Origin of the sequence: Streptomyces sp. NPDC087844 (assembly GCF_044742785.1) — a bacterium.
In the GTDB taxonomy this organism is placed as follows: domain Bacteria; phylum Actinomycetota; class Actinomycetes; order Streptomycetales; family Streptomycetaceae; genus Streptomyces.
On record NZ_JBIUVD010000025.1, the window covers coordinates 100,512 to 122,413 of the forward strand.

The 21,902-nt window shown below is 70.9% G+C and carries 18 protein-coding genes and 1 pseudogene; 12 read left to right on the forward strand and 7 right to left on the reverse strand.

Translation table 11 applies throughout. The annotated features are described in order from the left end of the window. Positions 1–223: 223 nt before the first annotated feature. The 6 genes and pseudogenes from ACIOKD_RS35365 to ACIOKD_RS35390 form a co-directional block, all read right to left on the reverse strand. The gene (locus tag ACIOKD_RS35365; RefSeq protein WP_402092045.1) at positions 224–832 is read right to left on the reverse strand and encodes a hypothetical protein; all 609 of its coding nucleotides are present in this window, start codon (positions 830–832) and stop codon (positions 224–226) included. Beyond that, a complete protein-coding gene (locus tag ACIOKD_RS35370; RefSeq protein WP_402092047.1) occupies positions 829–1,383 on the reverse strand; it encodes an RNA polymerase sigma factor in 555 nt (184 codons plus the stop codon). Before ACIOKD_RS35370 ends, ACIOKD_RS35365 begins: the two co-directional genes overlap by 4 nt. Before the next feature lie 547 nt (positions 1,384–1,930). Beyond that, positions 1,931–2,131 (reverse strand): hypothetical protein, encoded by a 201-nt coding sequence (locus tag ACIOKD_RS35375; protein ID WP_402092049.1) that lies wholly within the window; start codon positions 2,129–2,131, stop codon positions 1,931–1,933. A gap of 457 nt (positions 2,132–2,588) precedes the next feature. Beyond that, positions 2,589–3,077, reverse strand: a complete 489-nt coding sequence (locus ACIOKD_RS35380) for a DDE-type integrase/transposase/recombinase (protein WP_402092102.1) — start codon at positions 3,075–3,077, stop codon at positions 2,589–2,591. A gap of 100 nt (positions 3,078–3,177) precedes the next feature. After that, positions 3,178–3,402, reverse strand: a pseudogene (locus ACIOKD_RS35385) (IS3 family transposase); the annotation flags it as partial. Between the two features lie 73 nt (positions 3,403–3,475). Next, the gene (locus tag ACIOKD_RS35390; RefSeq protein ID WP_402092051.1) at positions 3,476–3,775 is read right to left on the reverse strand and encodes a transposase; all 300 of its coding nucleotides are present in this window, start codon (positions 3,773–3,775) and stop codon (positions 3,476–3,478) included. A 544-nt stretch (positions 3,776–4,319) separates the two neighbouring features. Between ACIOKD_RS35390 and ACIOKD_RS35395 the strand changes: the two genes are divergently transcribed. The 5 genes from ACIOKD_RS35395 (at position 4,320) to ACIOKD_RS35415 (ending at position 12,271) form a co-directional block, all read left to right on the forward strand. After that, on the forward strand, positions 4,320–4,865 hold the full coding sequence (locus ACIOKD_RS35395) for a hypothetical protein (RefSeq protein ID WP_402092053.1): 546 nt from the start codon (positions 4,320–4,322) through the stop codon (positions 4,863–4,865). 230 nt (positions 4,866–5,095) lie between these two features. Then, positions 5,096–6,607: a Rieske 2Fe-2S domain-containing protein gene (locus ACIOKD_RS35400; RefSeq protein WP_402092054.1), complete on the forward strand. Its 1,512-nt coding sequence runs from the start codon at positions 5,096–5,098 to the stop codon at positions 6,605–6,607. Next, complete coding sequence (locus ACIOKD_RS35405; protein ID WP_402092056.1) at positions 6,594–8,138, forward strand: glutamine synthetase family protein; 1,545 nt, start codon at positions 6,594–6,596, stop codon at positions 8,136–8,138. The genes ACIOKD_RS35400 and ACIOKD_RS35405 overlap by 14 nt, the downstream gene beginning before the upstream one ends. A gap of 72 nt (positions 8,139–8,210) precedes the next feature. Next, on the forward strand, positions 8,211–9,662 hold the full coding sequence (locus tag ACIOKD_RS35410; protein ID WP_402092057.1) for an aldehyde dehydrogenase family protein: 1,452 nt from the start codon (positions 8,211–8,213) through the stop codon (positions 9,660–9,662). Beyond that, positions 9,659–12,271, forward strand: a complete 2,613-nt coding sequence (locus ACIOKD_RS35415; RefSeq protein WP_402092058.1) for an FAD-dependent oxidoreductase — start codon at positions 9,659–9,661, stop codon at positions 12,269–12,271. Before ACIOKD_RS35410 ends, ACIOKD_RS35415 begins: the two co-directional genes overlap by 4 nt. A 41-nt stretch (positions 12,272–12,312) precedes the next feature. Here the strand turns inward: ACIOKD_RS35415 and ACIOKD_RS35420 are convergent, their stop codons facing one another. Then, the gene (locus ACIOKD_RS35420) at positions 12,313–13,077 is read right to left on the reverse strand and encodes a GntR family transcriptional regulator (protein ID WP_402092060.1); all 765 of its coding nucleotides are present in this window, start codon (positions 13,075–13,077) and stop codon (positions 12,313–12,315) included. A 135-nt stretch (positions 13,078–13,212) separates the two neighbouring features. On the opposite strand from ACIOKD_RS35420, the gene ACIOKD_RS35425 reads away from it, so the two are divergent. The 7 genes from ACIOKD_RS35425 (at position 13,213) to ACIOKD_RS35455 (ending at position 21,900) form a co-directional block, all read left to right on the forward strand. After that, positions 13,213–15,156, forward strand: a complete 1,944-nt coding sequence (locus ACIOKD_RS35425) for a primary-amine oxidase (protein ID WP_402092062.1) — start codon at positions 13,213–13,215, stop codon at positions 15,154–15,156. Positions 15,157–15,348: 192 nt separating this feature from the next. Continuing rightward, a complete protein-coding gene (locus tag ACIOKD_RS35430; RefSeq protein WP_402092063.1) occupies positions 15,349–17,016 on the forward strand; it encodes an ABC transporter substrate-binding protein in 1,668 nt (555 codons plus the stop codon). After that, a complete protein-coding gene (locus ACIOKD_RS35435; RefSeq protein WP_402092064.1) occupies positions 17,009–17,980 on the forward strand; it encodes an ABC transporter permease in 972 nt (323 codons plus the stop codon). The genes ACIOKD_RS35430 and ACIOKD_RS35435 overlap by 8 nt, the downstream gene beginning before the upstream one ends. After that, a complete protein-coding gene (locus tag ACIOKD_RS35440) occupies positions 17,977–19,062 on the forward strand; it encodes an ABC transporter permease (RefSeq protein WP_402092066.1) in 1,086 nt (361 codons plus the stop codon). Before ACIOKD_RS35435 ends, ACIOKD_RS35440 begins: the two co-directional genes overlap by 4 nt. Positions 19,063–19,067: 5 nt before the next feature. Continuing rightward, on the forward strand, positions 19,068–19,757 hold the full coding sequence (locus tag ACIOKD_RS35445; protein ID WP_402092068.1) for an alpha/beta hydrolase: 690 nt from the start codon (positions 19,068–19,070) through the stop codon (positions 19,755–19,757). Further along, complete coding sequence (locus ACIOKD_RS35450; RefSeq protein ID WP_402092070.1) at positions 19,754–20,860, forward strand: ABC transporter ATP-binding protein; 1,107 nt, start codon at positions 19,754–19,756, stop codon at positions 20,858–20,860. The genes ACIOKD_RS35445 and ACIOKD_RS35450 overlap by 4 nt, the downstream gene beginning before the upstream one ends. Beyond that, the gene (locus tag ACIOKD_RS35455) at positions 20,857–21,900 is read left to right on the forward strand and encodes an ABC transporter ATP-binding protein (protein WP_402092072.1); all 1,044 of its coding nucleotides are present in this window, start codon (positions 20,857–20,859) and stop codon (positions 21,898–21,900) included. Before ACIOKD_RS35450 ends, ACIOKD_RS35455 begins: the two co-directional genes overlap by 4 nt. Positions 21,901–21,902 lie beyond the last annotated feature (2 nt).

Consider the following 21,902-nt stretch of genomic DNA (forward strand, 5'->3'; position numbering starts at 1 on the left):
GTGACTTTCGCCGAGCAGGTCAGCGGACTGGCCTTCCGCTATGGCCGGCGCAGTGCCGGTCCGGAGGTGGTGTCGCAGAAGCTGGCACTGATACCGGCCGGCCGGCCGGGCGGGGGCCCGGCTGGTGGACACGCTCGCGGTCGCGGCGAGCCGTTCAACGCTGCTGCGCCTGATACGGGCCCTTGAGGGCCCGTACAGTCGGCGATACCGTACGGGCCCTCGGTCACTCCTTCGATTCCGGGGACTCCTCGAAAGGCCGTCCCCCGTCCCAAGGCACCTCAGCGCAGGGTTCCACCGCCCCCTTCACCGCGTACACGCTTGCGGCAGGGCTGGTCCGACCCGCCGGTTCCGGCTCCTCGAAGACCAGGGAGTCACCCGGACGCAGTGTGTACTTGTGCTTGGGTATCACGGAGGGGTCACCCGACGAGGTCAGGCTCCAACGTGGCTGGTACATCTCACCGCGAGGCCGCGCGCAGACGTAGCCGCTCCTGGGATTGTCCACGCTCACGTTGATGCCTTCGGCCCGGAGCCTCTCGGTCAGTTCCTCCTTCTCGTCCCGACTCAGAAGGATCTCCTCCATGCTGACCGTGACACTGCCGTCCTCGTGCCGCTCGACGGCATACGCCTGCGCCCCACCCGTCGACGCCGGCAGCGCCACCGCGCCCCCCGCCGCGACGACACACGCCGCAAGGGCGACGAGCGCCCGGCGAGTGGTGATCGTGCGGCGGCTCGCCGGCTCCGCAACCGGCGAGTACTCGGTCCTGAGAGCGAGTTCCCGCTGGAGTTCGTTCAGCAGACGGTCCTCGAAGGTCATCGTCGTCCTGGCGCTCATGCCTCTCCCCTTGCGTACGTGAGTGCTGCTTGCTGCCCGTTGGCTTCGGCCGCCGCTGAGCGCAGAGACCTGCGTGCCCGGTGCAGCCGCACCCGGGCGGTGACCTTGCGTATGCCCAGTGCCACGGCGGCCTCGGTGACGCTCAGTTGATCGACGGCGACGAGTTCGATCACCGCGCGCTCGCCGTCAGGGAGCCTGTCCAGGGCGGCCAGCGCGCGACGCCCGGCCTCCTCGGCGTCGAGCTTCTCCTCCAGCCGGCCGATGTCGTCGCCTTCCAGCAGTCGGCGGCCGGCGATACGGCCCCCGAGCACGTTCTGACGCGCGCTCCTTCGGGCTTCCGTGGCCACCACGTTGCGTGCGATGCCGTACAGCCAGGCCGTCTCGCTCCCGAGGTCGGGGCGGTAGGCACGGGCGGAGTCGATCACCGCGAGGAACGTCTCGGCGGTGAGATCGGCGACGGTGTGCGGATCGGTGACCCGCCTGGCCATGAAGCGGGTGACGGTGTCGACATGGCGGCGATAGAAGACCTCGAAGGCGGCCGGATCGTACATCTCTCCCGGTGGGCCGCTCCGGCTTCTGCTGTCGGATGCCAAGGTGTGAACCTCCCGTTGTCCGTCCTGCTGTCACTTCTACTTGGAACAGGGAGCCGAATGCGTTACAGGACGACCCCGGCGGGCCCTGCCCGAAAAGTGAAGAGCTGCGTACGACGACGACCTGCGCACCACGGCCTACCGGTTGATCGACGCCGCTGGTCTCCACCGCGGCCGACTGACCGGACTGGCCCCCTGTGCGGCGACGGCCTCACCGATGGTTGAGGGCTGCGCCTTCGCTTCCGGGATCGCTCGAAGAGCTTCCGCCGGGCCTTCGAGCCCTTCTACGAGGTCTGGCAGATCGCCGCCGCGACCGATGCCACCGCGCGCCATCTGCGGCACCAACCTCGGTCTGTCATGACGGTTTGCCGGCGTGATCGGGCGGACCGTGTCGCTTTCTGCGGCTGATGGCGGGCAGGCCAGGCGCCCGAGTGTCGTCTCGGGTGATCGCCGGGCTCCACTGCTCCGGTCCGGACCGGTTCCCTCGTAGTAGCGGGCAGGTTGACGGTCAGCCGGGGTTCGGCAGGAGTACAAGACGTTTGGGGGCGGTGGTGACCTGGCCCGTCCAGGGCCAGTGGCGGGCGAGGCACAGGGTGCGGCGCCGGCCGGTGGTGAGGAGTTGCCGGGTCAGGGAGAACAGGCGGAACCACTCCTCGATCGCCCACCGGGCGCCGGCGACCCGCACCAGTTCGTCCACTCCGACATCCAACGGTGCGTATCCGTGGGAGCAGGCGATTCCGTCCGGCTGGCTCACACTGCGCCGTGCCGGCGCACCCGGCGGCCGGGCAAAGACGCGATCAAGGTGGACTGCCACACGTTCACCACCAATGACCAGCCCATGGCGATCCACCCTCGCCCTGCCCGACAGCAAGAAGCTCTGCCGGGCCGCAGGTACACGTAGTCAGCGGCCGCCCGCAACGGGACGGCGCCCTCCTCCGCGATGGAGAGGGCCGCTCTGGCCCGGTTCCACTTCCTGCCGCAGCGCCCGGTGCTGCTCTCTGGTCTGCGGCGGCGACTTCGTGAGCGAGCTGAGCAACGAGTTCTTCGAAGGGAACATGGTGGGCGCCGCGGCCCCGGGAGGCCGGCTGGTCACCAGCGGGCACGGCTCCTGACTCCTGGGTCACCTGGACCGCCGAAGTTTCCCCGTGATCTTGGACACGTGATCGTTATGCCGCGGGGGTGTGCTGGTGCAGCTGTCGGGTCTCGGCTGGCCTGAGGTAGCCGAAGACCTTGTGTTTGCGCAGGCGGCGGCGGTTATGGAAGGTCTCGATGAAGGCGAAGACCTCGGCCCGGGCGGTCGCACGGTCGGGCCAGAGGCGGGTGCCGATTTCTTCTTTGAGCAGGGCCCAGAAACTCTCCGCGGCGGCGTTGCCGAAACATGATCCGGTTCGTCCGCAACTCTGGCGGAGGCGCAACTCACCCATTGCGTGCCGGAGTTCGGCCGATGTGTATTCGCTGCCGCGATCCGAATGGGCGATACATCCGGGCTGCAGAGCGCCCCGGCCGTGGGCCATCTTCAGCGCGTCCACGACCAGGGAGGCTCGGTGATGGCCGGCCATCGCGTAGCCGACGGCCTCCCCGGTGGCCAGGTCCAGCCAGCAGGCGAGACAGAGCCAGCACTCGGCCGTCGGCAGGAACGTGATGTCGCTGACCAGCTTGGGTTCCGGGAATGTCGGCGTGGAAGTCGCGGCCGATCAGGTCCGGAGCCGGCCGGGGCTTCTTGTCCGGTCTAGTCAGCGAGCGCCGCTTGCGGCGATGAGCATCCTGGATGCCGCGCTCGCGTATGAGGCGGGCGATGCGCTCGCGGTTCACACGGCGACCCGGTCTGCGCAGTTCGGCGTGGATGCGCGGGACTCCGTAGGCCTTGCGGGACGCGACATGGATGACGGTGATCTCGTGGGCGAGGGCGTCGTCGGCAGCCTTCCGGGCGGCTCGCGTCTCCGCCGCCGAGCGCCAGGCGTAGAAAGAGGAGCGGGCCACGTTCAGCAGCCGGCGCAGGAAAGCAACATCGTGGTTGGTCTTCTCCGCCTCGATGAACGCGTATATGCCCCGTTCATCGATCGCTCTCCTTCGCGAAGAAGACCGCGGCTTTTCGCAGTACCTCGATCGTCTTGGCCTGCTCGGTGTTCTGCTTCCGGAGCCGCTTGAGCTCGTCGCGTTCGGCCGTGGTCAGCTCACCGGGCTGGCCCTCACCCCGGTCTGCCTTGGCCCGCCGGTACCAGCCGCGCAGGGACTCCGAGCTGATGCCGAGTTCCCGGGCGACCGCGGTGACCGTCTTTCCTGAGGAGTCGACGAGCGCGATCGCGTCCCGTTTGAACTCCTTGGGGTACCGCTTCGTGTACTTGTTTCCCACCTGGTGCTACTTCCTCTGGAACCTCAGGTCCCAGTCTCCAGGTGTCCACGACCAAGGGGAAAGTTCAATGGACAAGTTGCTCCCAGTGCCCAACGCTCGGCTCCCAGTGCCCAGTGCCCAGTGCCCAGTGCCCAGTGCCCAGTGCTCAGTGCTCAGTGCCCAGTGCTCAGTGCCCAGTGCCCAGTGCCCAGTGGCCAGTGGCCGGCGCGGTGTGGGCGGAGAGGTCGTGGGCAACTTCTCGGGCCGGGGGCGGTTTGCCGAGGAGAGTGACGTCACCGCGACGGTGGGAGCTGTTACGGGCGGGAAACAGGAGCCGGTCGGGCACGAAACATGTATCGCTCAGGTTTGTCCGTGTCTGCGAGGACGTCGTCCTGCGCGAGTGACATAAGGAGGATCGTGAGCACGTCACCCCACTCGTTCCCTCCCCTGTGCGACACAGGGCGTTCCCGTGAGCGTGGTGCCGGTGCCGGTACCGTCGCTCGTGGCCCCTGTCGTCGGCTGTCGTCCGTCAGGGCCCACGCGGGGGTGGACCAGTCCGCCCGGTGTGAGCCCCATGCATGAGGTGCTGTGGGTGGCGGGGCTGGTGGGCGGGGTGCTGTGTCTCGCCGGTCATCTGCCGTCCCCCGCGCGGCAGTGGCTGCCGCACGCGGTCGCGCTGGCCTGTATGGCGGCGATGACTCCCGCAGTGGGAGGCCAGAAGCTGTTGGTGGCGGGCGCCGCCGCACTTGTCGGTGCCTCTCTGTGGGAGATGCGCGCGGGGTGTGCGTTCCGCCGAGCTGCCGAGTCGGTGAACCTGGCCGCGATGGGGCTGCTGGCGGCGGCCGCGGCGGTTGTAGGACGAAGTCACCACGGCGAGGAAGGTCTCTCCGGCCTCATACCGACGCAAACCGGCTCGGTCGGACTCGCGCCGTGGCCGGTGCTGTTCTCCGTCGCGTGCTGGGGCGTGGCCCGGGCGGGTGTGATGCTCGTCCGGCAGGCGTGGCCGCCCCGGATCGCCGCACTCTCTCCGGGCAGGCGTGCGCTGCTGCTGGGGGAGGTGGGCGGTGTGCTCATGATCACCGCCATGGCCGTCATGCTCGGGTTGCCTTGACGCCGGTGTCGAGGCGGCGGTGACGCTCGCGCCCAGGTCACCCAGGTCACCCAGGTCGCCGAGGTCGGCGGAGTTGCCCAAGCTGCTTGCAGCGCAACGGAGTTGAGGAAGGGGTGGCGCGGTCGGAAAAGGCCGCGCCGTTGTTCTCCGTGATGTGGCCCTGTCGCTCTGGATCTCAATGTGTAAGTATTGGATCCAATCAATACGCAATCGGATGCACGAGGTGAGCGATGCTGAGACGCGAGGACAACGAGCGCGTTACGCGCACTGGTCCGGGCACGCCCCTCGGACAACTCATGCGCGCCTACTGGCAGCCGGTCGCCCTCGTCTCGGAGATGCCGGACGAGCGGCCGGTCAAGGCCATCCGGGTCATGAGCGAGGACCTGGTGCTCTTCCGGCGGGACGACAACGGTCCCGGACCGGACGGCGGCGAGACGGTGCGCCCGGCCGACGACGAGCCACTGCGCTCCGACGGTGACGAGACGGTGCGCCCGGCCGACGACGAGGCACTGCGCTCCGACGGTGTCGAGACAGTACGCCCGGTCGGCGACGGCGACGCAGAACGGCCGAAGGACGCCGGCGGGACCGGCTCGTGGGGGCTGGTCGGGCGGTACTGCGCCCACCGGGGCGTCGACCTCTCCTACGGGCGCAGGGAGAGCGGCGGACTGCGGTGCCTCTATCACGGGTGGCTGTACGGGCCGGACGGCCGGTGTCTGGAGCAGCCCGCGGAACCCGAGCACAGCAACTTCGCGGCCAAGGTGCGCATCCCGAGCTACCCCTGCGTGGAGCGCAACGGCCTCGTCTTCGCCTATCTCGGCACCGGCGACCCGCCCCCCTTCCCGGCGTACGACTGTTTCCGCGCTCCCGAGGAGTACACCTTCGCCTTCAAGGGCTGGTGGGAGTGCAACTGGCTGCAGGGCGTGGAGGGCGGGATCGACCCGAGCCATGTCTCCTTCCTGCACCGCTTCGTCGGCGAGGACCCGCGCGAGGTGTACGGGCAGCAGTTCAGCGAGGAGGTGGAGGGCACCGGGAAGAAGCTCTCGGAACTGGTCGGCGCGAGCTCCCGTCCGGACATCGACGTGGAGAGCGCCGAGCACGGCCTGCGGGTCTTCGCGCTGCGTGAACTCGCCGAGGACGTCCGGCATGTGCGGATCACCAACCTGGTGTTCCCCAACGCCTTCGTGGTGCCCTTCGGCAACGGCAAGGTCTTCTGCCAGTGGCACGTCCCGATCGACGACGAGAACCACTACTGGTTCATGATCTTCTACGACTTCGAGGAGGTCACCGACAAGGACACGCTGCTGGCCCAGCGCCTCGCGGAGGTCTCGCTCCCCGACTACCGGCCGCTGCGCAACCGCACGAACGACTGGGGCTTCGATGCCAAGGAGCAGCGGGAACTGACGTACACCGGCATGGGACTGGACATCAACGTCCACGACCAGTGGGCGGTGGAGAGCATGGGGGCCGTCCAGGACCGGACCGTCGAGCGGCTCGGCGTCTCCGACCGTGCCGTGACCGCCAACCGCAGACTCCTGCTCAAGGCGATCACCTCGTTCGAGAACGGCAATCCGGTGCCTGGTCTGCCGCTCGACGAGCGGGAGGCCGAGGAGCTGACCGGGCCTGCGGCCATCGACACCATCACGCCCGCGGACGGCTGGGAAGAGGCCTGGCGGCGACGGGAGTCGGAGCGGCGCGCGCGGTCCCCGTGGGCGGGGCAGGAGGTGCCCGGTGCGCAGCGCTGACGAGCGGCCGCGGGCGCAGGGTGGTGACGGGCCCGGTGCCCGCCCGCTGACCTCCGCCGGGGCCGGCGGGTTCGTCGAGCGGCACGGCCTGTGGGACGAGCGGCAGCATGTGGCCGCCGGACACGTCCGCCGGGTGATCGACGAACTCGGCCTGGACAAGGTGCGGTTCTCCTTCGCCGACCAGCACGGGGTGCTGCGGGGCAAGACGCTGACCCGGGAGGCGGTGCCCGGCGCACTGCGCTCGGGAGTCACCGCGCCGTCCTCCCTGCTGCTGAAGGACACCTCCGGCCGGACCGTCTTCCCCGTCTTCTCCGGCGGTGAGGGTTTGGCCTCCGGGCGCTTCGCCGGGGCCGGCGACATCGTTCTGGTGCCGGACATGACGACGTTCCGGGTACTGCCGTGGGCCGAGCGGACCGGCTGGATCCTGTGCGACCTCTACCATCCCGACGGCACTGCGGCGGCGTTCTGTTCGCGCGGACTGCTGCGCGAGAGGCTGGCCGCGCTGGCGGACACGGGGTACGACCTCACAGTCGGTGTGGAGCTGGAGTTCCACGTGTACCGGCCCGTACGCCGTCCCTCCGCGGACGGGTCCGTGGCCGGCTCCGCTCCGGTGGGTGTGGGGCGGCCGGGCGCACCGGGCCCGGCGCCGGAGGTGGAGCCGCTGAGCAGTGGCTCGCAACTGCTGCACGAGGAGGGTCTGGACCGGCTCGACGACCTGGTGGACCTGCTGTACCGGGGGCTGACGGGACTCGACCTGCCGTTGCGTTCCCTGGAGCTGGAGTTCGGGCCCAGCCAGCTGGAGCTGACCCTGGACGCGCGGGGGGCGGCGCAGGCCGCGGACGACGCGTTGTCGGCTCGTGCGGCGGTGCGGCAGATCTGCCGCAGGAACGGCTACCACGCGACGTTCATGTCGCGTCCCGCCGTGGCGCAGACCGCGTCGAGCGGCTGGCATCTGCACCAGTCACTGCGGTCCCGGGCGACCGGTGAGGCCGTCTTCGACCCGGCGCCGGGGGAGACGCTGTCCCCGGTGGGCCGGCACTACCTCGCCGGACTGCTGGAACACGCGCCCGCCGCCACCGTCTTCACCACGCCCACCGTCAACGGCTACAAGCGGTATCTGCCGATGTCCCTGGCTCCCGACCGGGTGGTGTGGGGCATCGACAACAAGGGCGCCATGGTGCGGGTCGTCGGTGCCCAGGGCGGGGGAGGCGCCCGACTGGAGAACAGATCCGGCGAGCCGGCGGCGAACCCGTATCTCTACATCGTCTCGCAGGTGGTGAGCGGGATGGACGGGATGGCCCGGCGGCTCGATCCCGGCCCGCCGACCACCGATCCGTACGACGCCGGGGCGCGCGGTCTGCCCGGCTCGCTCGGTCAGGCGCTGGACGCGCTCGACGCGGACCCGGTCTTCGCCGAGGCGCTTGGCCAGGACGTCGTCTCCTGGCTCACCACGATCAAACGCGCGGAGTTCGCGCGCTACCTGGCGCATGTCTCGGACTGGGAGCAGCGCGAGTACTTCGACCTCGTCTGAACCGCGCCCCGGCTCTCCCCTCCGCACCGCACTCCGGCCCCTCGCGGCCGGCCGACCCTCACGGAAGACGCCATGACCACGTTCAAGGCCCAACCCGCGCCGCTGGAACCTTTCCTTGTCGACGGACGGTGGATCGCTCCCGGCGACCGCCGTACGTTCCCCGTCATCGATCCCGCCTCGGAGACCGTCCTGAGCCGGGTCGCACAGGCCACGCCGCAGGATGTCGACGACGCCGTGGCCGCGGCCACCAGGGCGCACGAGGACGGCCGCTGGCGCGGCCTGCCGGCCGCCGAGCGGAGCCGGATACTGCACCGGATCGCCGAGCTGATCGAGGAGCACGCCGAGGAGCTGGCGGTACTGGAGACCCGGGACAACGGCAAACCCGTCGAACGCTCGCGCGCCGACACCGCGATGAGCGCCAGGACGTTCCGTCACTTCGCGGGCGCCCCCGCCCGGCTCACCGGCACGGTCGTGCCGCTGGATGCGGGACACCACGTCTACACGGTGCCCGAGCCCGTCGGGGTGGCCGCGTTGATCCTGCCGTGGAATTTCCCGATCATGACCGGCTGCTTCAAACTGGCCCCCGCGCTCGCCGCGGGCTGCACCGTCGTGGTCAAGCCCGCCGAACAGACTCCGCTGACCATGCTCCGCGTCGCCGCCCTGTGCGAGGAGGCGGGCCTGCCGGCGGGAGTGCTGAACGTCCTCACCGGCGACGGCGAGGTGGGCGCCGCGCTCACCGCGCACCCAGGGGTCGCCAAGGTGTCCTTCACCGGATCCACGGAGGTCGGCCGGCTCGTGATGGGCGCCGCCGCCCCCACCGTCAAGCGCCTCACTCTGGAACTCGGCGGCAAGAGCCCCAACATCGTCTTCGCCGACGCCGACCTGGACGCCGCCGTCATCACCGCCATGCGGGCCGCCTTCGGCCACTCCGGGCAGATGTGCACGGCCGGCAGCAGGCTGCTCGTCCAGCGCTCCGTCCTCGCGGAGATGGAGGAGCGCCTGGCCGACGCGGTGCGCAAGGTCCCTGTCGGCAACGGTCTGGACGGCGGAATCACCGTCGGCCCCCTGGTCTCGGAGGAGCAGCGGACCCAGGTCCTGTCGTACGTCGAGGCCGGTGTCGCCGAGGGCGCGACGCTGGTGACCGGCGGCCAAGTGCCGGACCGGCCCGGCTACTTCGTCGAACCGGCGCTGTTCACGAACGTCACCAACAGCATGCGGATCGCCCGGGAGGAGATCTTCGGCCCCGTGGTGGGAGTGATCCCCTTCGAGGACGACGACGAAGCCGTCGCCATCGGCAACGACACCACCTACGGACTCGCCGCCGGCGTGTGGACCAGGGACCTCTCCCGCGCACACCGCATGGCCGCGCGGCTGCGCGCCGGAACGGTGTGGATCAACACCTACAACATCTTCGACCCGGCGCTGCCCTTCGGGGGAGTCGGCGACTCGGGCCTGGGCCGGGACCTGGGCGACGACGCCCTGTACTCCTACTGCGAACGCAAGGCGGTGGTCGTCGCACTATGAGTACCGACACGACAGCGGTCTCCGTACCCCCGCCGCCTCCCCGGAGTCCGACATCCGACGTCACGGCACTCGACGTCACGGCACTCGACGTCGCGGCCCTGCGCGCCGCCACCCCCGGCATGCGCCACGCCCACCACATGAACGCCGCCGGGGCCGCGCTGCCCAGCGCGGCGACCCTCGACACCGTCACGGACCACCTGCGCCTGGAGTCGCTGCTCGGCGGCTACGAGGCGGCCGAGGCGCTGGCCGACCGTACGGAGCGGGTGTACGGCTCGGCCGCCCGGCTGCTCGGCGCCGCCCCGCAGGACATCGCCCTGGTGGACAGCGCCTCCACGGCGTGGCAGCGGGCGATGGGAGCCCTGCGGCTCCAGCCGGGCGACCGGGTCCTGGCCTCGTCCTCCACCTATGTCAGCTCCGCCCTGCACCTGCTGGAGATGCGGGACTCGCACGGCATCGTGCTGGAGGTGCTGCCGGCCGACGCGAGCGGTCAGGTGGATCTCGGCGCGCTGGAGACCGCCCTGCGTGAGCCCGCGGCGCTGGTGACGATCGCTCACGTCCCCACCTCCTCAGGGCTGGTGGAGCCGGTCGCCGAAGCGGGCGCGCTGGCCGCCCGCGCGGGAGTGCCGCTGCTGCTGGACGCGACGCAGTCGCTCGGCCAACTCCCGGTCGACATCGGGGAGATGCGCTGCGGCATCGTCGTCGCCACCGGCCGCAAGTTCCTGCGCGGACCGCGCGGCACGGGCCTGCTGTACGTCGGCCCGGGGCTGCGGGAGAGAGCGCGGCCCGCAGCCCCGGACGTACGCGGTGCCCAGTGGTCGTCGGCCTACCAGTACGAGGTGGTGCCCGGGGCGCGACGCTACGAGACGTGGGAGTCCTCCCACGCCCTGCGGCTGGGCCTGGGCACGGCCCTGGACGAGGCACTCGACCTCGGTGTCGCACGGATCCGCGACCACGTGACGGGACTGGCCGAACGGCTGAGGGCCGGGCTGTCGGACGTACCGGGGATCCGGCGGACCGATCCGTCGGCGGCGGCCTCGGGCATCGTGACGTTCCTGCGCGAGGACGAGGACCCCCGCCGGACCGTACGGGACCTGCGGGCCACCGGTTTCAGGCTGACGACCGTGCCCGCCTCGCACGGCCAGTGGGACCTGGGCAGGCGCGGTCTGGAACGGGTCGTCCGGGCCTCACCGCACGTCTACAACAACGAGGACGACGTGGACGCGCTCATCGCCGCGCTGACGGCACGGGAACGGCGCCGCCGGGGAGCGCGGGAGGCGACCGCCGAAACCCTGTCGCGTGCGACATCCGGGTTCCCGTCAGATGTGGCTCCGGAATCCGCGACGCGTACGTCCGCCGGTCCCGAGCCCGCTTCCGCGACGGGTACCGCCGCGGGGCCTGGGACCGGGAGCGGCGTGGCCACTGTCCCCGAGCCCGCTTCCGCCGGTCTGCGGACCGCCTTCTCGCGGCCGGCAGGGGCCGCGGGAGACCGGGCCGACGTGATCGTCGTCGGCGCCGGTGTCCACGGTTCGTCCGCCGCCTGGCAGTTGGCGGCCCGTGGAGCGAGCGTGATCCATCTCGACCGGTTCCCCGCAGGCCACACCGAGGGCTCCTCGCACGGCCGGACGCGGATGATCCGGCGGGCCTATCCCGCCGAGGTCTGGGACGGCCTGGTCGACGCCGCCTACAGCGCTTGGGACGCACTCGAACTCGCCGCCGGGCAGCGGCTGGTGACGACCACGGGCGGCCTGTACGCCAGGGCGGCCGGCGCCCCCGCCACACTGCGCGGCCCCGGCTGCGAGAACGTCGACCACGCCCGTGCCGCGGAGCTCTTCCCCGGACTGCGCCTGTGCGAAGGCTTCTCCGCGGTCCACGATCCGGCCGCCGGTGTCATCGACGCCCGGACTTCGCTCACCGCGCTGGCGGCGCTCGGCCGTGCGCACGGCGTGGACCGGCGGGACGGCTGCGCCGTGCTCGGCTGGCACCGGGACGGTGAGGGCGTACGCGTCGACACCGGGCAGGGCGTCCTGCGCGCGGACCTGCTGGTCGTGTGCGCGGGCCCCTGGACCGGCGAACTGCTGCCCGCCTTCGCCCGGCCGCTGAGCGTGGTGCGGATCGTGAACCTGCACCTCGGCTCCTCGCGGCGGCATCTGCTGGAACCGCCGCTGCTGGGCGCGTTCTCCGTCGACGTGCCGGACGTCGGTCTGCTGTACGGCATCCCGGCCTTCGGCGGAGCCGGCGTCAAGATCGGCCTCGACCACGGGCCGGAGGAGGACCCGTCGGTGCCCGCCGGGCCGGTCACCGGGGCCGAGCGGGACCGGCTCCTCGGTCTGGCCTCGCGGTTCCTTCCGGCGGCCGACGGGCCGGTGGAGGAGACGATCGCCTGCCGCTACACCATGGCCCCGAACAACCGCTTCGCCGTCGGCCGGCTGCCGGGCGAGGACAGGGTGTTGGTGGCGGCGGCCTGTTCCGGCCACGGCTTCAAGTTCGGGCCCGCGGTGGGCGCCGCGCTCGCGGATCTGGCGGAGGGCAAGGAACGGCCGGACCTGGACTTCCTGTCCCCGGCCGCGATGGGCATCACCGAGCGGCCCGGACCGGGAGCCGCGACATGACCGCCGCCCCCGGTAGTCCCGGCGCCCGCCCGGACTGCCGGTCAGCCGTGGAAGACGGTGGCCGATCGCTGTTCGTACCAGCGGGCCAACTGCTCGCCCGCGCTGATCACATGGGCCTTCATCTCACTGCGCGCCCGCTCCGCGTCCTCGGCGGCGAGAGCCTCGACGATCCGTTCGTGTTCGCGGATGTTGTCCTCGCGATGGCGCGGGTTGTCCTGCAGTACGAGGGCGGAGACGTTGCGCGGGAACGCCTCGTTGACGTCCTTGATGGCGCGCGCGAGACGTCTGTTGCCGGCGACGGTGTGGATCAGGGTGTGGAAGCAGTCGTTCGCGGAGGTGGAGGGGGAGGAGTTCGGGGAGGGCACAGCCTTCGCGGAGGTGGCGGGCGAGGAACCCTCGCTCGGCGCCGGACCACCACTGACGGCGCGCACCGTCTCGTTGGCCTCGCGCAGTTCCCGCAGCACCTCGGGGGTGACCGCGCGGACCGCCCGGACACAGGCGAGCCCTTCGAGTTCGGCGCGGACCTCGTACGCCTCGCGGACCTCCCAGGGGGCGGGGACTCGGACCACGGCGCCACGGTTGGGCAGCACCTCGATGAGGCCGCCCGCCTGGAGTTGACGCAGCGCCTCCCGCACCGGGGTGCGGCTCACGCCGAGCGTCTCCGCGAGTTCGACCTGGCGCAGCTGAGCCCCGATGGGGATCTCGCCGGAGAGGATCCGCGCGCGGATCGCGGCCGCGGTGTCGTCGACGAGCGCCTTGCCCTTTCCTGCGGGCGAGTCCGCGTCGGGGAGCGGGGCGGTGTCCATGAGGTCTCCGTCTGGTCGGGAAGGGCGAAGGCAACGGCTCGGGCCGGCGGTGACCGCCCCTCACAGCTTTATGTATCCATTCTAAAGGTCGCAGGATCCAAGGCCTGTGGCCCGTGCAGATGAGCGGAGCACACCATGCACAACCCACCCGGAAGTGTCAGTACCCGTGTCCATGCCCGGCGTGCGCGCGCCCATCCTCTCGACCCGCTGTCTCCCGCGGAGATCGACGCGGCCGTCGCCGTGGCGAGGGCCGACAGCCGGCTGGGGGAGCGGACCAGGTTCTGGGGCGCCGTGCTGGACGAACACTTCGCCCGTGAGGTGATGACCGGCCGGCATGCCGCGGGGGAGGTGCGGGTGGGCCTGGTGGCGATGGACCACGACCTGCCCGGCGCCTGGGAGATCGACGTGCAACTCGGTGCCGAGCCGCGCTGCCTGGAGTGGCGGCCGGTGGACATCCGCCGGCCCGGCATCACCTCGACGGAGGCGCGCGCGGCGGCCCAGGCGTGCCGGGCGAGCCCGCTGTTCCGCGAGGTGCTGGCCCGGCGGGGCATCCACGACGCGTCGCTGACGGTGATCGACGCGGAGTCCATCGGCGGCTTCGTGCCGGAGAGGTACAAGGACCGCAGGATCACCTGGGGTTCGGTCTGGCACCGGGTCCAGGAGGACGACAACGCCTATGTGCGCCCCGTGCAGGGCGTCATCCCGATCATCGACATGGCGACCATGGAGGTGCTGGAGGTCGAGGACCACGGCGTCGTCCCGGTCTCCGAGGAGCCGGGGCCGCTGGCGGCAGGCGGGTTCGGTCCGGACCGCGAAGGGCTGAAGCCGCTGGAGGTGGTGCAGCCCGAGGGGCCGAGCTTCACCGTCGACGGGCACAAGGTCAGCTGGCAGGGCTGGGAGTTCCGCGTCGGCTTCACCCACCGCGAGGGATTGGTCCTGTACGACCTCGGCTTCCTGGGGCGCTCGGTGCTCAAGCGGGCCGCCTGCAACGAGATGTACGTCCCCTACCTGGACCCGAGCTCCACGCAGTTCCGCAAGAACTTCTTCGACTGGGGCGAGTACGGCGCCGGTCCGCTGACCAACTCGCTGGCGCTGGGCTGCGACTGCCTGGGCGTCATCCACTACTTCGACGCGGCCTACCTCGCCGGTGACGGCGCCGCCCAGGAGGTCGCCCAGGCCGTCTGCATGCACGAGGAGGACGACGGCATCCTCTGGAAGCACAACGACCTGCGACGCGGGGTGAGCGAGGTGCGGCGCTCCCGGCGGCTGATCATCTCCAGCTTCCAGACGGTGGCCAACTACGACTACGGCTTCTACTGGTCGCTCTACCAGGACGGCCGGATCGAGCTGGAGATCAAACTCACCGGCATGCTGTCGGCCTCCGGCATCGAGGAGGGGGAGGAGGTGCGGCACGGCAGGGTCGTCTCGCGCAACGTCCAGGCTCCCGCGCACCAGCACTACTTCGGGCTGCGCCTGGACGCCGCGGTGGACGGCCCGCTCAACCGCCTGGTCGAGGAGAACGCCGAGGCGGAGGACGACCCCCGCCACGACCCGTACGGCAACGCGGTCCGCATGGTGCGCACCCCGCTGCTGTCGGAGTCGCAGGCCGCCCGCCGCACGAACCCGGCGACGTCCCGGCACTGGCGGGTGGAGAGCGCCGAGAAGCGGAACCGCTACGGGGACCCGACGGCGTACCGTCTTCTGCTGCCCAACACCACCCGGCCCTTCGCGCGGCCCGAGTCGGTGATGGCCCGCCGGGCGCCCTTCGTCCACCAGCATCTGTGGGCGACGGTCTCCGATCCCGCCGAGAGTTACGTCGGCGGGCAGTACCCGAACCAGGCGGAGCCCGGCGAGGACGGCGTACAGGTCTGGCAGCGCAAGGACCGCTCGCTGGACGGGGCGGAGCTGGTGCTGTGGCCGGTCGTCGGCAGCCATCACTTCCCGCGGCCCGAGCAGTGGCCGGTCATGCCGGTCGACCGGGTGCGGCTGGTTTTCGAGCCCGACGGCTTCTTCGACCGCAATCCGGCCATGGACATCCCCGACCCGTCGGCCGGCGCGGACCACTGCTGCGGGACCTGACGGCCAGTCATGGATTGGCGCCTGTCAAGAGATGTAGGCAGATAACACCCAAGATCCCGGTTTCATGCGCTCGTAACACCCGGGACACGGCTCGGACTCGCGAGCCGGACACGATAATTTTGGATCCAATCAACATAAGATTAGATCCATTCCTTATAGGTTTCAGAGGAACGGTGCCCCAAGGAGGCCCTCATGCCGGATCAGTCGCAGGGAACGCCCGCACTCCGCCCGGCCGAACCGCAGGTGTCCCGCCGGACCGTGCTGCGCGGCGCCGGCATCCTCGGCGTCGGAGTGGGCTTCGGACTGACCCCGCTGCTCGCCGCCTGCGGTGTGGCCGACGACGGGTCCGAGAAGTCCGGCGGTGGATCCGGCAAGGGCGGCACCCTCACCCTCGCCATCGACTCCACCAGCGCGGTCAACGACCCCGCCTTCTACACGACGCTGGGGGACTGGATGGCGGTGGACTGCATCTGCCGCGGCCTCACCTTCATCTCCTTCGAGTCCAACGAGCCCACACCGGACCTGGCCAGGAGCTGGAAGATCTCCGACGACCAGCTCACCTACACCTTCGCCCTCCGCGAGGGCGTGAAGTTCCACGACGGCACGACGCTGTCCTCCGCCGACGTCCTGGCCACCCTGAACCGGCAGTTCGACCCGGAGAACAAGACCCTGCCGAAGGGCGCGTCCAGACCGCTCGCCTCCCTCGGCAACAACGTCGCCTCGCTGACCGCCAAGGACGACCTCACGGTCGAGCTGGTGCTCAAGGCGCCCGACCGGACCGTCCTCGCCCAGCTCTCCGACATCGGCGGCCGCATCATCTCCAAGGCCGCCCTCGACAAGTACGGGGACGGCATAGGCAAGCACCTCGTCGGCACCGGCCCCTTCAAGTTCGCCTCGGCCACCTCCGGCCAGTCCGTGACCCTTGAGGCCTTCGACGACTTCCGGCTCGGCCGGCCGCCGATCGACCGCCTGGTCCTGCGTCAGGTGCAGGACCCCTCGGCGATCGTCAGCTCCCTGCTCAGCGGCGATGTGTCCGCCACCCAGTTCACCCCCTACTCCGCCGTGGAACAGCTGAAGTCCGACCCCGCGGTCACCGTCCACGACACCAAGGAGGGCTTCGACGCGATTTTGATGATCGACGCCCGGCGCGTTCCCGAACTGAAGGTGCGCAAGGCCATCAACCTGGCCATCGACCGCAAGGCGATCGTCCAGCAGGCCTTCTTCGGCGTCGGCAGCGAACCCAAGGGGTACGCGATCCCGCCGGCCCAGAACGGCTACGACCCCGCCCTCGCCGACCTGAGCACGAAGAACCTCGCACAGGCGAAGAAGCTTCTTAAGGAGGCCGGAGCGGTGGGCCGCGAGCTGGGACTGATGGCGGCCAGCGACTCCTGGCACCCCAAGGCCGCGCAGATCGTCAAGCAGAACCTGGAGGACGCCGGCTTCAAGGTGAAGACCACCTCCGTCGACCCGGCGTCGTACTTCAGCCGACTCAGCGACGGCAAGGACGACTACCACGACCTGATGATCTGGGAGCGCAACTCCTACGTCCCCGACCCCAACAACATGGTCGGTTCCATGGCCAACCCCGCCGGTCTCTACGGCAGCACCATCACCGGCCTGGACACGCTGGACGGCGTCGACACCCTGGCCGAGGACCTGCTGGCGGCCAAGAACCTCCCCGTCGGCAAGAAGCGCACCGCCGCCTACTCCAGGATCCAGCGGCGCTGGGCGGAGGAGTACATGGTGATCGCCATGCTGGCCTGCTCCACCAACCTGGTGGTCGGCGGAGCCAAGGTGAAGGGCATCAACAGCGCGGCACTCGGCAACCACCGCTGTTTCATGGAGAAAGCCAGTGTCTGACCACACGGGTGCCGTCATCGGCCCGAGCGACGGCCTCGCGGCGGCCCCCGTCGGCGGAGCGGTGCCAAGTGGCCGGCCGGCGAAGGGCGACGGAGGCCGGCGAGGAAGCGGGGGCGGCGGCCGGGGCCGCCTGGCGAGACTGCGGCAGCTCGGCATCGGTACGTCCTGGCCCGCGATGGTGTCCTGGGTGTTCCTTGTCGCGATCGTCCTCATAGCCCTCGTGGGGCCTCTACTGCTGTCGGCCGACCCGGTCCGGCAGACCTCCTCGGCGATGCTGCCCTTCGGTTCGCCCGGCCATCCGCTCGGTACCGACGACCTGGGCCGGGACGAACTGGCCCGGCTGGTGCACGGGGCACGGCCGTTGTTGTTCGTGGCGTTCGCCTCGACCGCCCTGGCCGCCGTGCTCGGCACCGGCGTCGGCCTGCTCGCCGGGTACGCGGGCGGCATGGTCGAACAGCTGCTGATGCGCGCCGTCGACCTGGCCCTGGCCTTCCCGTCCATCCTCCTGGTCATCCTGCTGGTCGCCGCGGCCGGACCGGGCACCACCAGCCTTGTCATCGGGGTCGGCGTGTCCCTCGCCCCCGGTCTGGCCCGGCTCGCCCGGGCCCTCGCGGCCAGGGAGACGACCCGGGACTACATCGTCGCCGCCCGCCTGGGAGGCACCCGCACCCCGCGCATCCTGGCGCAGGAGATCCTGCCCAACATCGCCGGGCCGATGGTGGCCCAGGTCGTCATGACCCTGTCGGTCGCGGCCGGCTTCGCCGCCGGCCTGTCCTACCTCGGCCTCGGCATCCAGCCGCCCACCCCCGACTGGGGCTACATGGTCCAGGCCGGCCAGGAGTTCCTCTACTCCGCGCCCCGCCTGGTGGTGCTGCCGGCGGCCCTGACCCTGCTGTTCGTCGTGGCCTGCAACTTCGTGGGCGACGACCTGCGGGACGCGCTCGACCCGAAGGGCTCCGCATGAGCACCCTCCCGCTGTCACGACTGCGGCGCCCGCACCGGCCCCGGTCCGAACGCACCGACATCGTGTGGACCATGTACCGCAGGCTCCTCGGCATCCCGGTCGTCCTGTTCGCCCTGGCGACCCTGGTGTTCGTCGCGATGCGCCTGCTGCCCGGCTCGCCCACCGCCTCCCTGGCAGGCGGCGGCACGAACCTCACGGCCGCGGAGATGGCGCAGAACGAGGCCCGGGCCAGCGAGGCGCTCGGCCTCGACCAGCCGCTGCTCACCCAGTACGGCACCTACCTCGACAACCTGGTGCACCTGCGCTTCGGTGAGTCGTTCTTCGGCTCCAACAGCGTCCTGGGTCTGCTGGGCGACGCCCTGCCGGGCACCATCGAACTGACCCTGGCCGCGATGACCGTGGCCGTGCTCCTGGGTGTGGTCACCGGTGTGGTCGCCGCACTGCGCAAGGGCACCTGGATCGACACCACGACCCGGACCGTGGCGACCGTCAGCTTCTCCCTGCCGTGGTTCGCGCTCGGCGTGATCGCCATCGTCGTGTTCGGCGTCTGGCTGCGCTGGCTGCCCGTGCTGGGACGGCTGCCCAGTTCGCTGGACTACCGGCCCACGACCAACTTCGTCGTTCTCGACGCGATCCTGCAGAACCGCTTCGAACTGGTCGGCCCCTGGATCCAGCACCTGATCCTGCCGGCCACCACCCTGGCGCTGTCCATGGCCGGTTACATCACCCGCATCGTGCGCGCCTCCGTCCTGGACGTTCTCGGCGACGACTTCGTCAGGACCGCCCGGATGAAGGGACTCGCCGAGTCCGCGGTGATCCGCCGCCATGTCCTGCGCAACTCCTGGCTGCCCATCGTGACGGTCCTCGGCCTGCAGTTCGGGTCCCTGCTGGGCGGCTCCGTGATCACCGAGACCGTCTTCTCCTACGGCGGCGTCGGCCGGCTGCTTGTGCAGGGCGTGCTCCAGCGCGACTACCCCGTCGTACAAGGAGCCGCGCTCGCCATCGCCCTGCTGTTCGTCCTCGTCAACTACGCGGTGGACGTGCTCTACATGATCCTCGACCCACGCATAAGGAAAGGCTGAGCCGCATGGACATCGTGCTGGTCCACGGAGCGGGCGGACGCCCCACCACCTGGTCGGAGGTCGAGCCCCTGCTCGCCGCCCTGGGACACCGGACGGTCGCCGTCACCAACCCCCTGACCTCCCTTGAGGCAGACGTGGCGCACACCACCGCCGCCGTGGCGGAGCTGCCGGGACCGGTGCTCCTGGTCGGCCACTCCTACGGGGGTGCGGTCATCACCAACGTCGGCCACCACCCCGCGGCCAGGGGCCTCGTCTACATCGCGGCCTTCGGCCCCGTGGAGGGCGAGACCGTCAGCGGCATCGTCGAACGCTACGAGCCCGCGGAGATCTCGGCGTACATGCGGCGCGGCCCGAACGGCGAGTGGAAGTCGGAGGCGAGCGAGGAGTTCTGGGCCGAGATCGGCCCCGACCTCTCGCCGGAGCAACGGGCCGTCGTCGAGGCCGAGGGACGCAAGGCGGAGAACCTCATCTTCACCCAGCCGACCGGGAAACCGGCCTGGGGCACCCTGCCCTCCTGGTACCTGGTCGCCGACGACGACCGCACCCTGCGCCCGGACGCGCAGCGCGACATGGCCGCCCGGATGCAGGCCGTCACCGAACACGTCCCCGGCAGCCACTACACCACGCTCGTGCACCCGCGACGGGTCGCCGACCTGATCCACACCGCGGCCACGGCCGTGAGCGGCACGCCGTGAACGGGCCCGCGCCCGCCGGAGTCCGCGGGCAGGAGGGGCAGGAGGGGCAGGAGGGGCAGGAGAGCCAGGCCGTGCAGCCGCCCGTGGTCCTGGAGGTCCGCGGGCTGCGGGTCGGCTTCGACGTCCCCTCCGGCCGGCTCCCGGCCGTCGCCGGCGTCGACCTGACCCTCCACCAGGGCGAGATCCTCGCGCTGGTCGGCGAGTCCGGCTCGGGCAAGTCCGCGCTGTCCATGAGCCTGGTCGGCCTCAACCGGGGCCCGCGCACCCACATCAGCGGCGAGGTGGCCTTCAACGGCCGCAACCTCGCCGAGGCGTCCGAACGCGAACTGCGCTCCATCCGGGGCAAGGACATCGCCGTCGTCTTCCAGGACGCCCTGGCCGCACTCAACCCGCTGCACCGGGTCGGCGCCCAGGTCACCGAGATGATGCGGGCCCACCGCCGGATACCGCACGCGACAGCCATGGACCGGGCCGTGGAACTCCTCGGCGAGGTCGGCATAGCCAATCCCCGTTCCAACTCCCGTGCCCTGCCCCACCAGTTGTCGGGCGGCATGCGCCAGCGCGTGATGATCGCCATGGGCCTGGCCAACGACCCCGCCGTCCTGATCGCCGACGAACCCACCACGGCACTCGACGTGACCATCCAGGCACAGGTCCTCTCCGTGCTCCAACGGGCCAGCGCCGACCACGGCACCGCCGTCCTCCTGATCACCCACGACCTGGGAGTCGTCGCCGAGGTCGCCGACCGCGTCGCCGTGATGTACGCCGGCCGCATCGTCGAACAGGGCACGCGCGACGAGGTGCTGTTCAACCCGCAACACCCTTACACCATCGGTCTGTTGGGCTCGGTGCCGCCCATCGACGGACCGGTCGCCGACCGGCTGCCCGCCATTCCCGGCAACCCGCTGACCGGCGTGGACCGCCCTGAGGGATGCGCGTTCGCCGCGCGCTGCGCCTTCGCCCGGGACGAGTGCGCCGAGCAGCCCGGACTACGCCACCGGCACGGCGGACCCGGCCACCTCGACGCCTGCGTCCTGACCGGACCCGTACGCCGGGCGGCGCACGCTGCGGGTCCGGTACGCAACGAGAAGGGGAGCTCATGACCTCGCCACCGACCACCCCCGTCTCCGCGGCCTCCGGCCCGACGCCCCCCGTACTCCCGGCGCCGCCCGGAACCCCGCTCATCCGGGCCGAGAAACTGCGCGTCGAGTACCGCGGACGCTCGGGCGGCAAGGTCCGGGCGCTGCGCGACGTCGATCTGGAGATCCTCGAAGGCGAGACGCTGGGCCTGGTCGGTGAGTCGGGATGCGGCAAGTCCACCCTGGGCCGGGCCCTGCTGCGGGTGATCGAGCCCGCGTCCGGCACCATCGACTTCCTCGGCCTGAACATCACCCGGCTCAGGGGTACGCGGCTGCGGCGCACCCGGGCCGACCTGCAGATGGTGTTCCAGGACCCGTTCGGTTCGCTCAACCCGCGGCGCAGGATCGCCGACATCGTCGCCGAACCGCTGCTGCGGGCGCGCGGCGCGAGCCGGGCCGAAGCCGCGCCGGTCGTGGGGGAGTTGCTGGACCGGGTGGGCCTCGGCGCCGAGGCCGGCCGGCGCAAGCCGCACGAGTTCTCCGGCGGCCAGCGCCAGCGCATCGGCATCGCCAGGGCACTGGCATCCTCACCCAAGTTCGTCGTGGCGGACGAGGCGGTCTCCGCGCTGGACGTCTCCATCCAGGCGCAGGTACTGAACCTGCTGTCGGACATGGTCCGCGAGCGCGGCCTGACCATGCTGTTCATCTCCCACGACCTGGGCGTCGTACGGCACATCGCCGACCGCGTGGCCGTCATGTACCTGGGCCAGATCATCGAGGTCGCGTCCCGGGACGCCTTCTTCGCCGGCCCCGCACACCCCTACTCCGAAGCGCTGCTGTCCTCGGTGCCGTCCCTGCGCCCCAGCGGGCGGCGCGAACGACGGGTCCTGGAGGGCGAACTGCCCGATCCCGCTAACCCGCCGGAGGGCTGTCTGTTCCAGACCCGCTGCCCCTTCGCCGAGGCCCAGTGCCGTACCCGCATGCCGGAACTGCGGACCGTCGCACCCGGCCGCACCGTGCGCTGCCACCTGCCCCTGGTGCCCAGCACAGTTGAGAAAGGCTGATC

What these genes read in the sequence shown, in the direction of transcription:
- ACIOKD_RS35365 (WP_402092045.1), bottom strand. Translation starts at nt 832, where the DNA reads ATGAGCGCCAGGACGACGATGACCTTCGAGGACCGTCTGCTGAACGAA.
- ACIOKD_RS35370 (WP_402092047.1), bottom strand. Translation starts at nt 1,383, where the DNA reads ATGTACGATCCGGCCGCCTTCGAGGTCTTCTATCGCCGCCATGTCGAC.
- ACIOKD_RS35400 (WP_402092054.1), top strand. Translation starts at nt 5,096, where the DNA reads ATGCTGAGACGCGAGGACAACGAGCGCGTTACGCGCACTGGTCCGGGC.
- ACIOKD_RS35410 (WP_402092057.1), top strand. Translation starts at nt 8,211, where the DNA reads ATGACCACGTTCAAGGCCCAACCCGCGCCGCTGGAACCTTTCCTTGTC.
- ACIOKD_RS35415 (WP_402092058.1), top strand. Translation starts at nt 9,659, where the DNA reads ATGAGTACCGACACGACAGCGGTCTCCGTACCCCCGCCGCCTCCCCGG.
- ACIOKD_RS35420 (WP_402092060.1), bottom strand. Translation starts at nt 13,077, where the DNA reads ATGGACACCGCCCCGCTCCCCGACGCGGACTCGCCCGCAGGAAAGGGC.
- ACIOKD_RS35425 (WP_402092062.1), top strand. Translation starts at nt 13,213, where the DNA reads ATGCACAACCCACCCGGAAGTGTCAGTACCCGTGTCCATGCCCGGCGT.
- ACIOKD_RS35430 (WP_402092063.1), top strand. Translation starts at nt 15,349, where the DNA reads ATGCCGGATCAGTCGCAGGGAACGCCCGCACTCCGCCCGGCCGAACCG.
- ACIOKD_RS35440 (WP_402092066.1), top strand. Translation starts at nt 17,977, where the DNA reads ATGAGCACCCTCCCGCTGTCACGACTGCGGCGCCCGCACCGGCCCCGG.
- ACIOKD_RS35445 (WP_402092068.1), top strand. Translation starts at nt 19,068, where the DNA reads ATGGACATCGTGCTGGTCCACGGAGCGGGCGGACGCCCCACCACCTGG.
- ACIOKD_RS35455 (WP_402092072.1), top strand. Translation starts at nt 20,857, where the DNA reads ATGACCTCGCCACCGACCACCCCCGTCTCCGCGGCCTCCGGCCCGACG.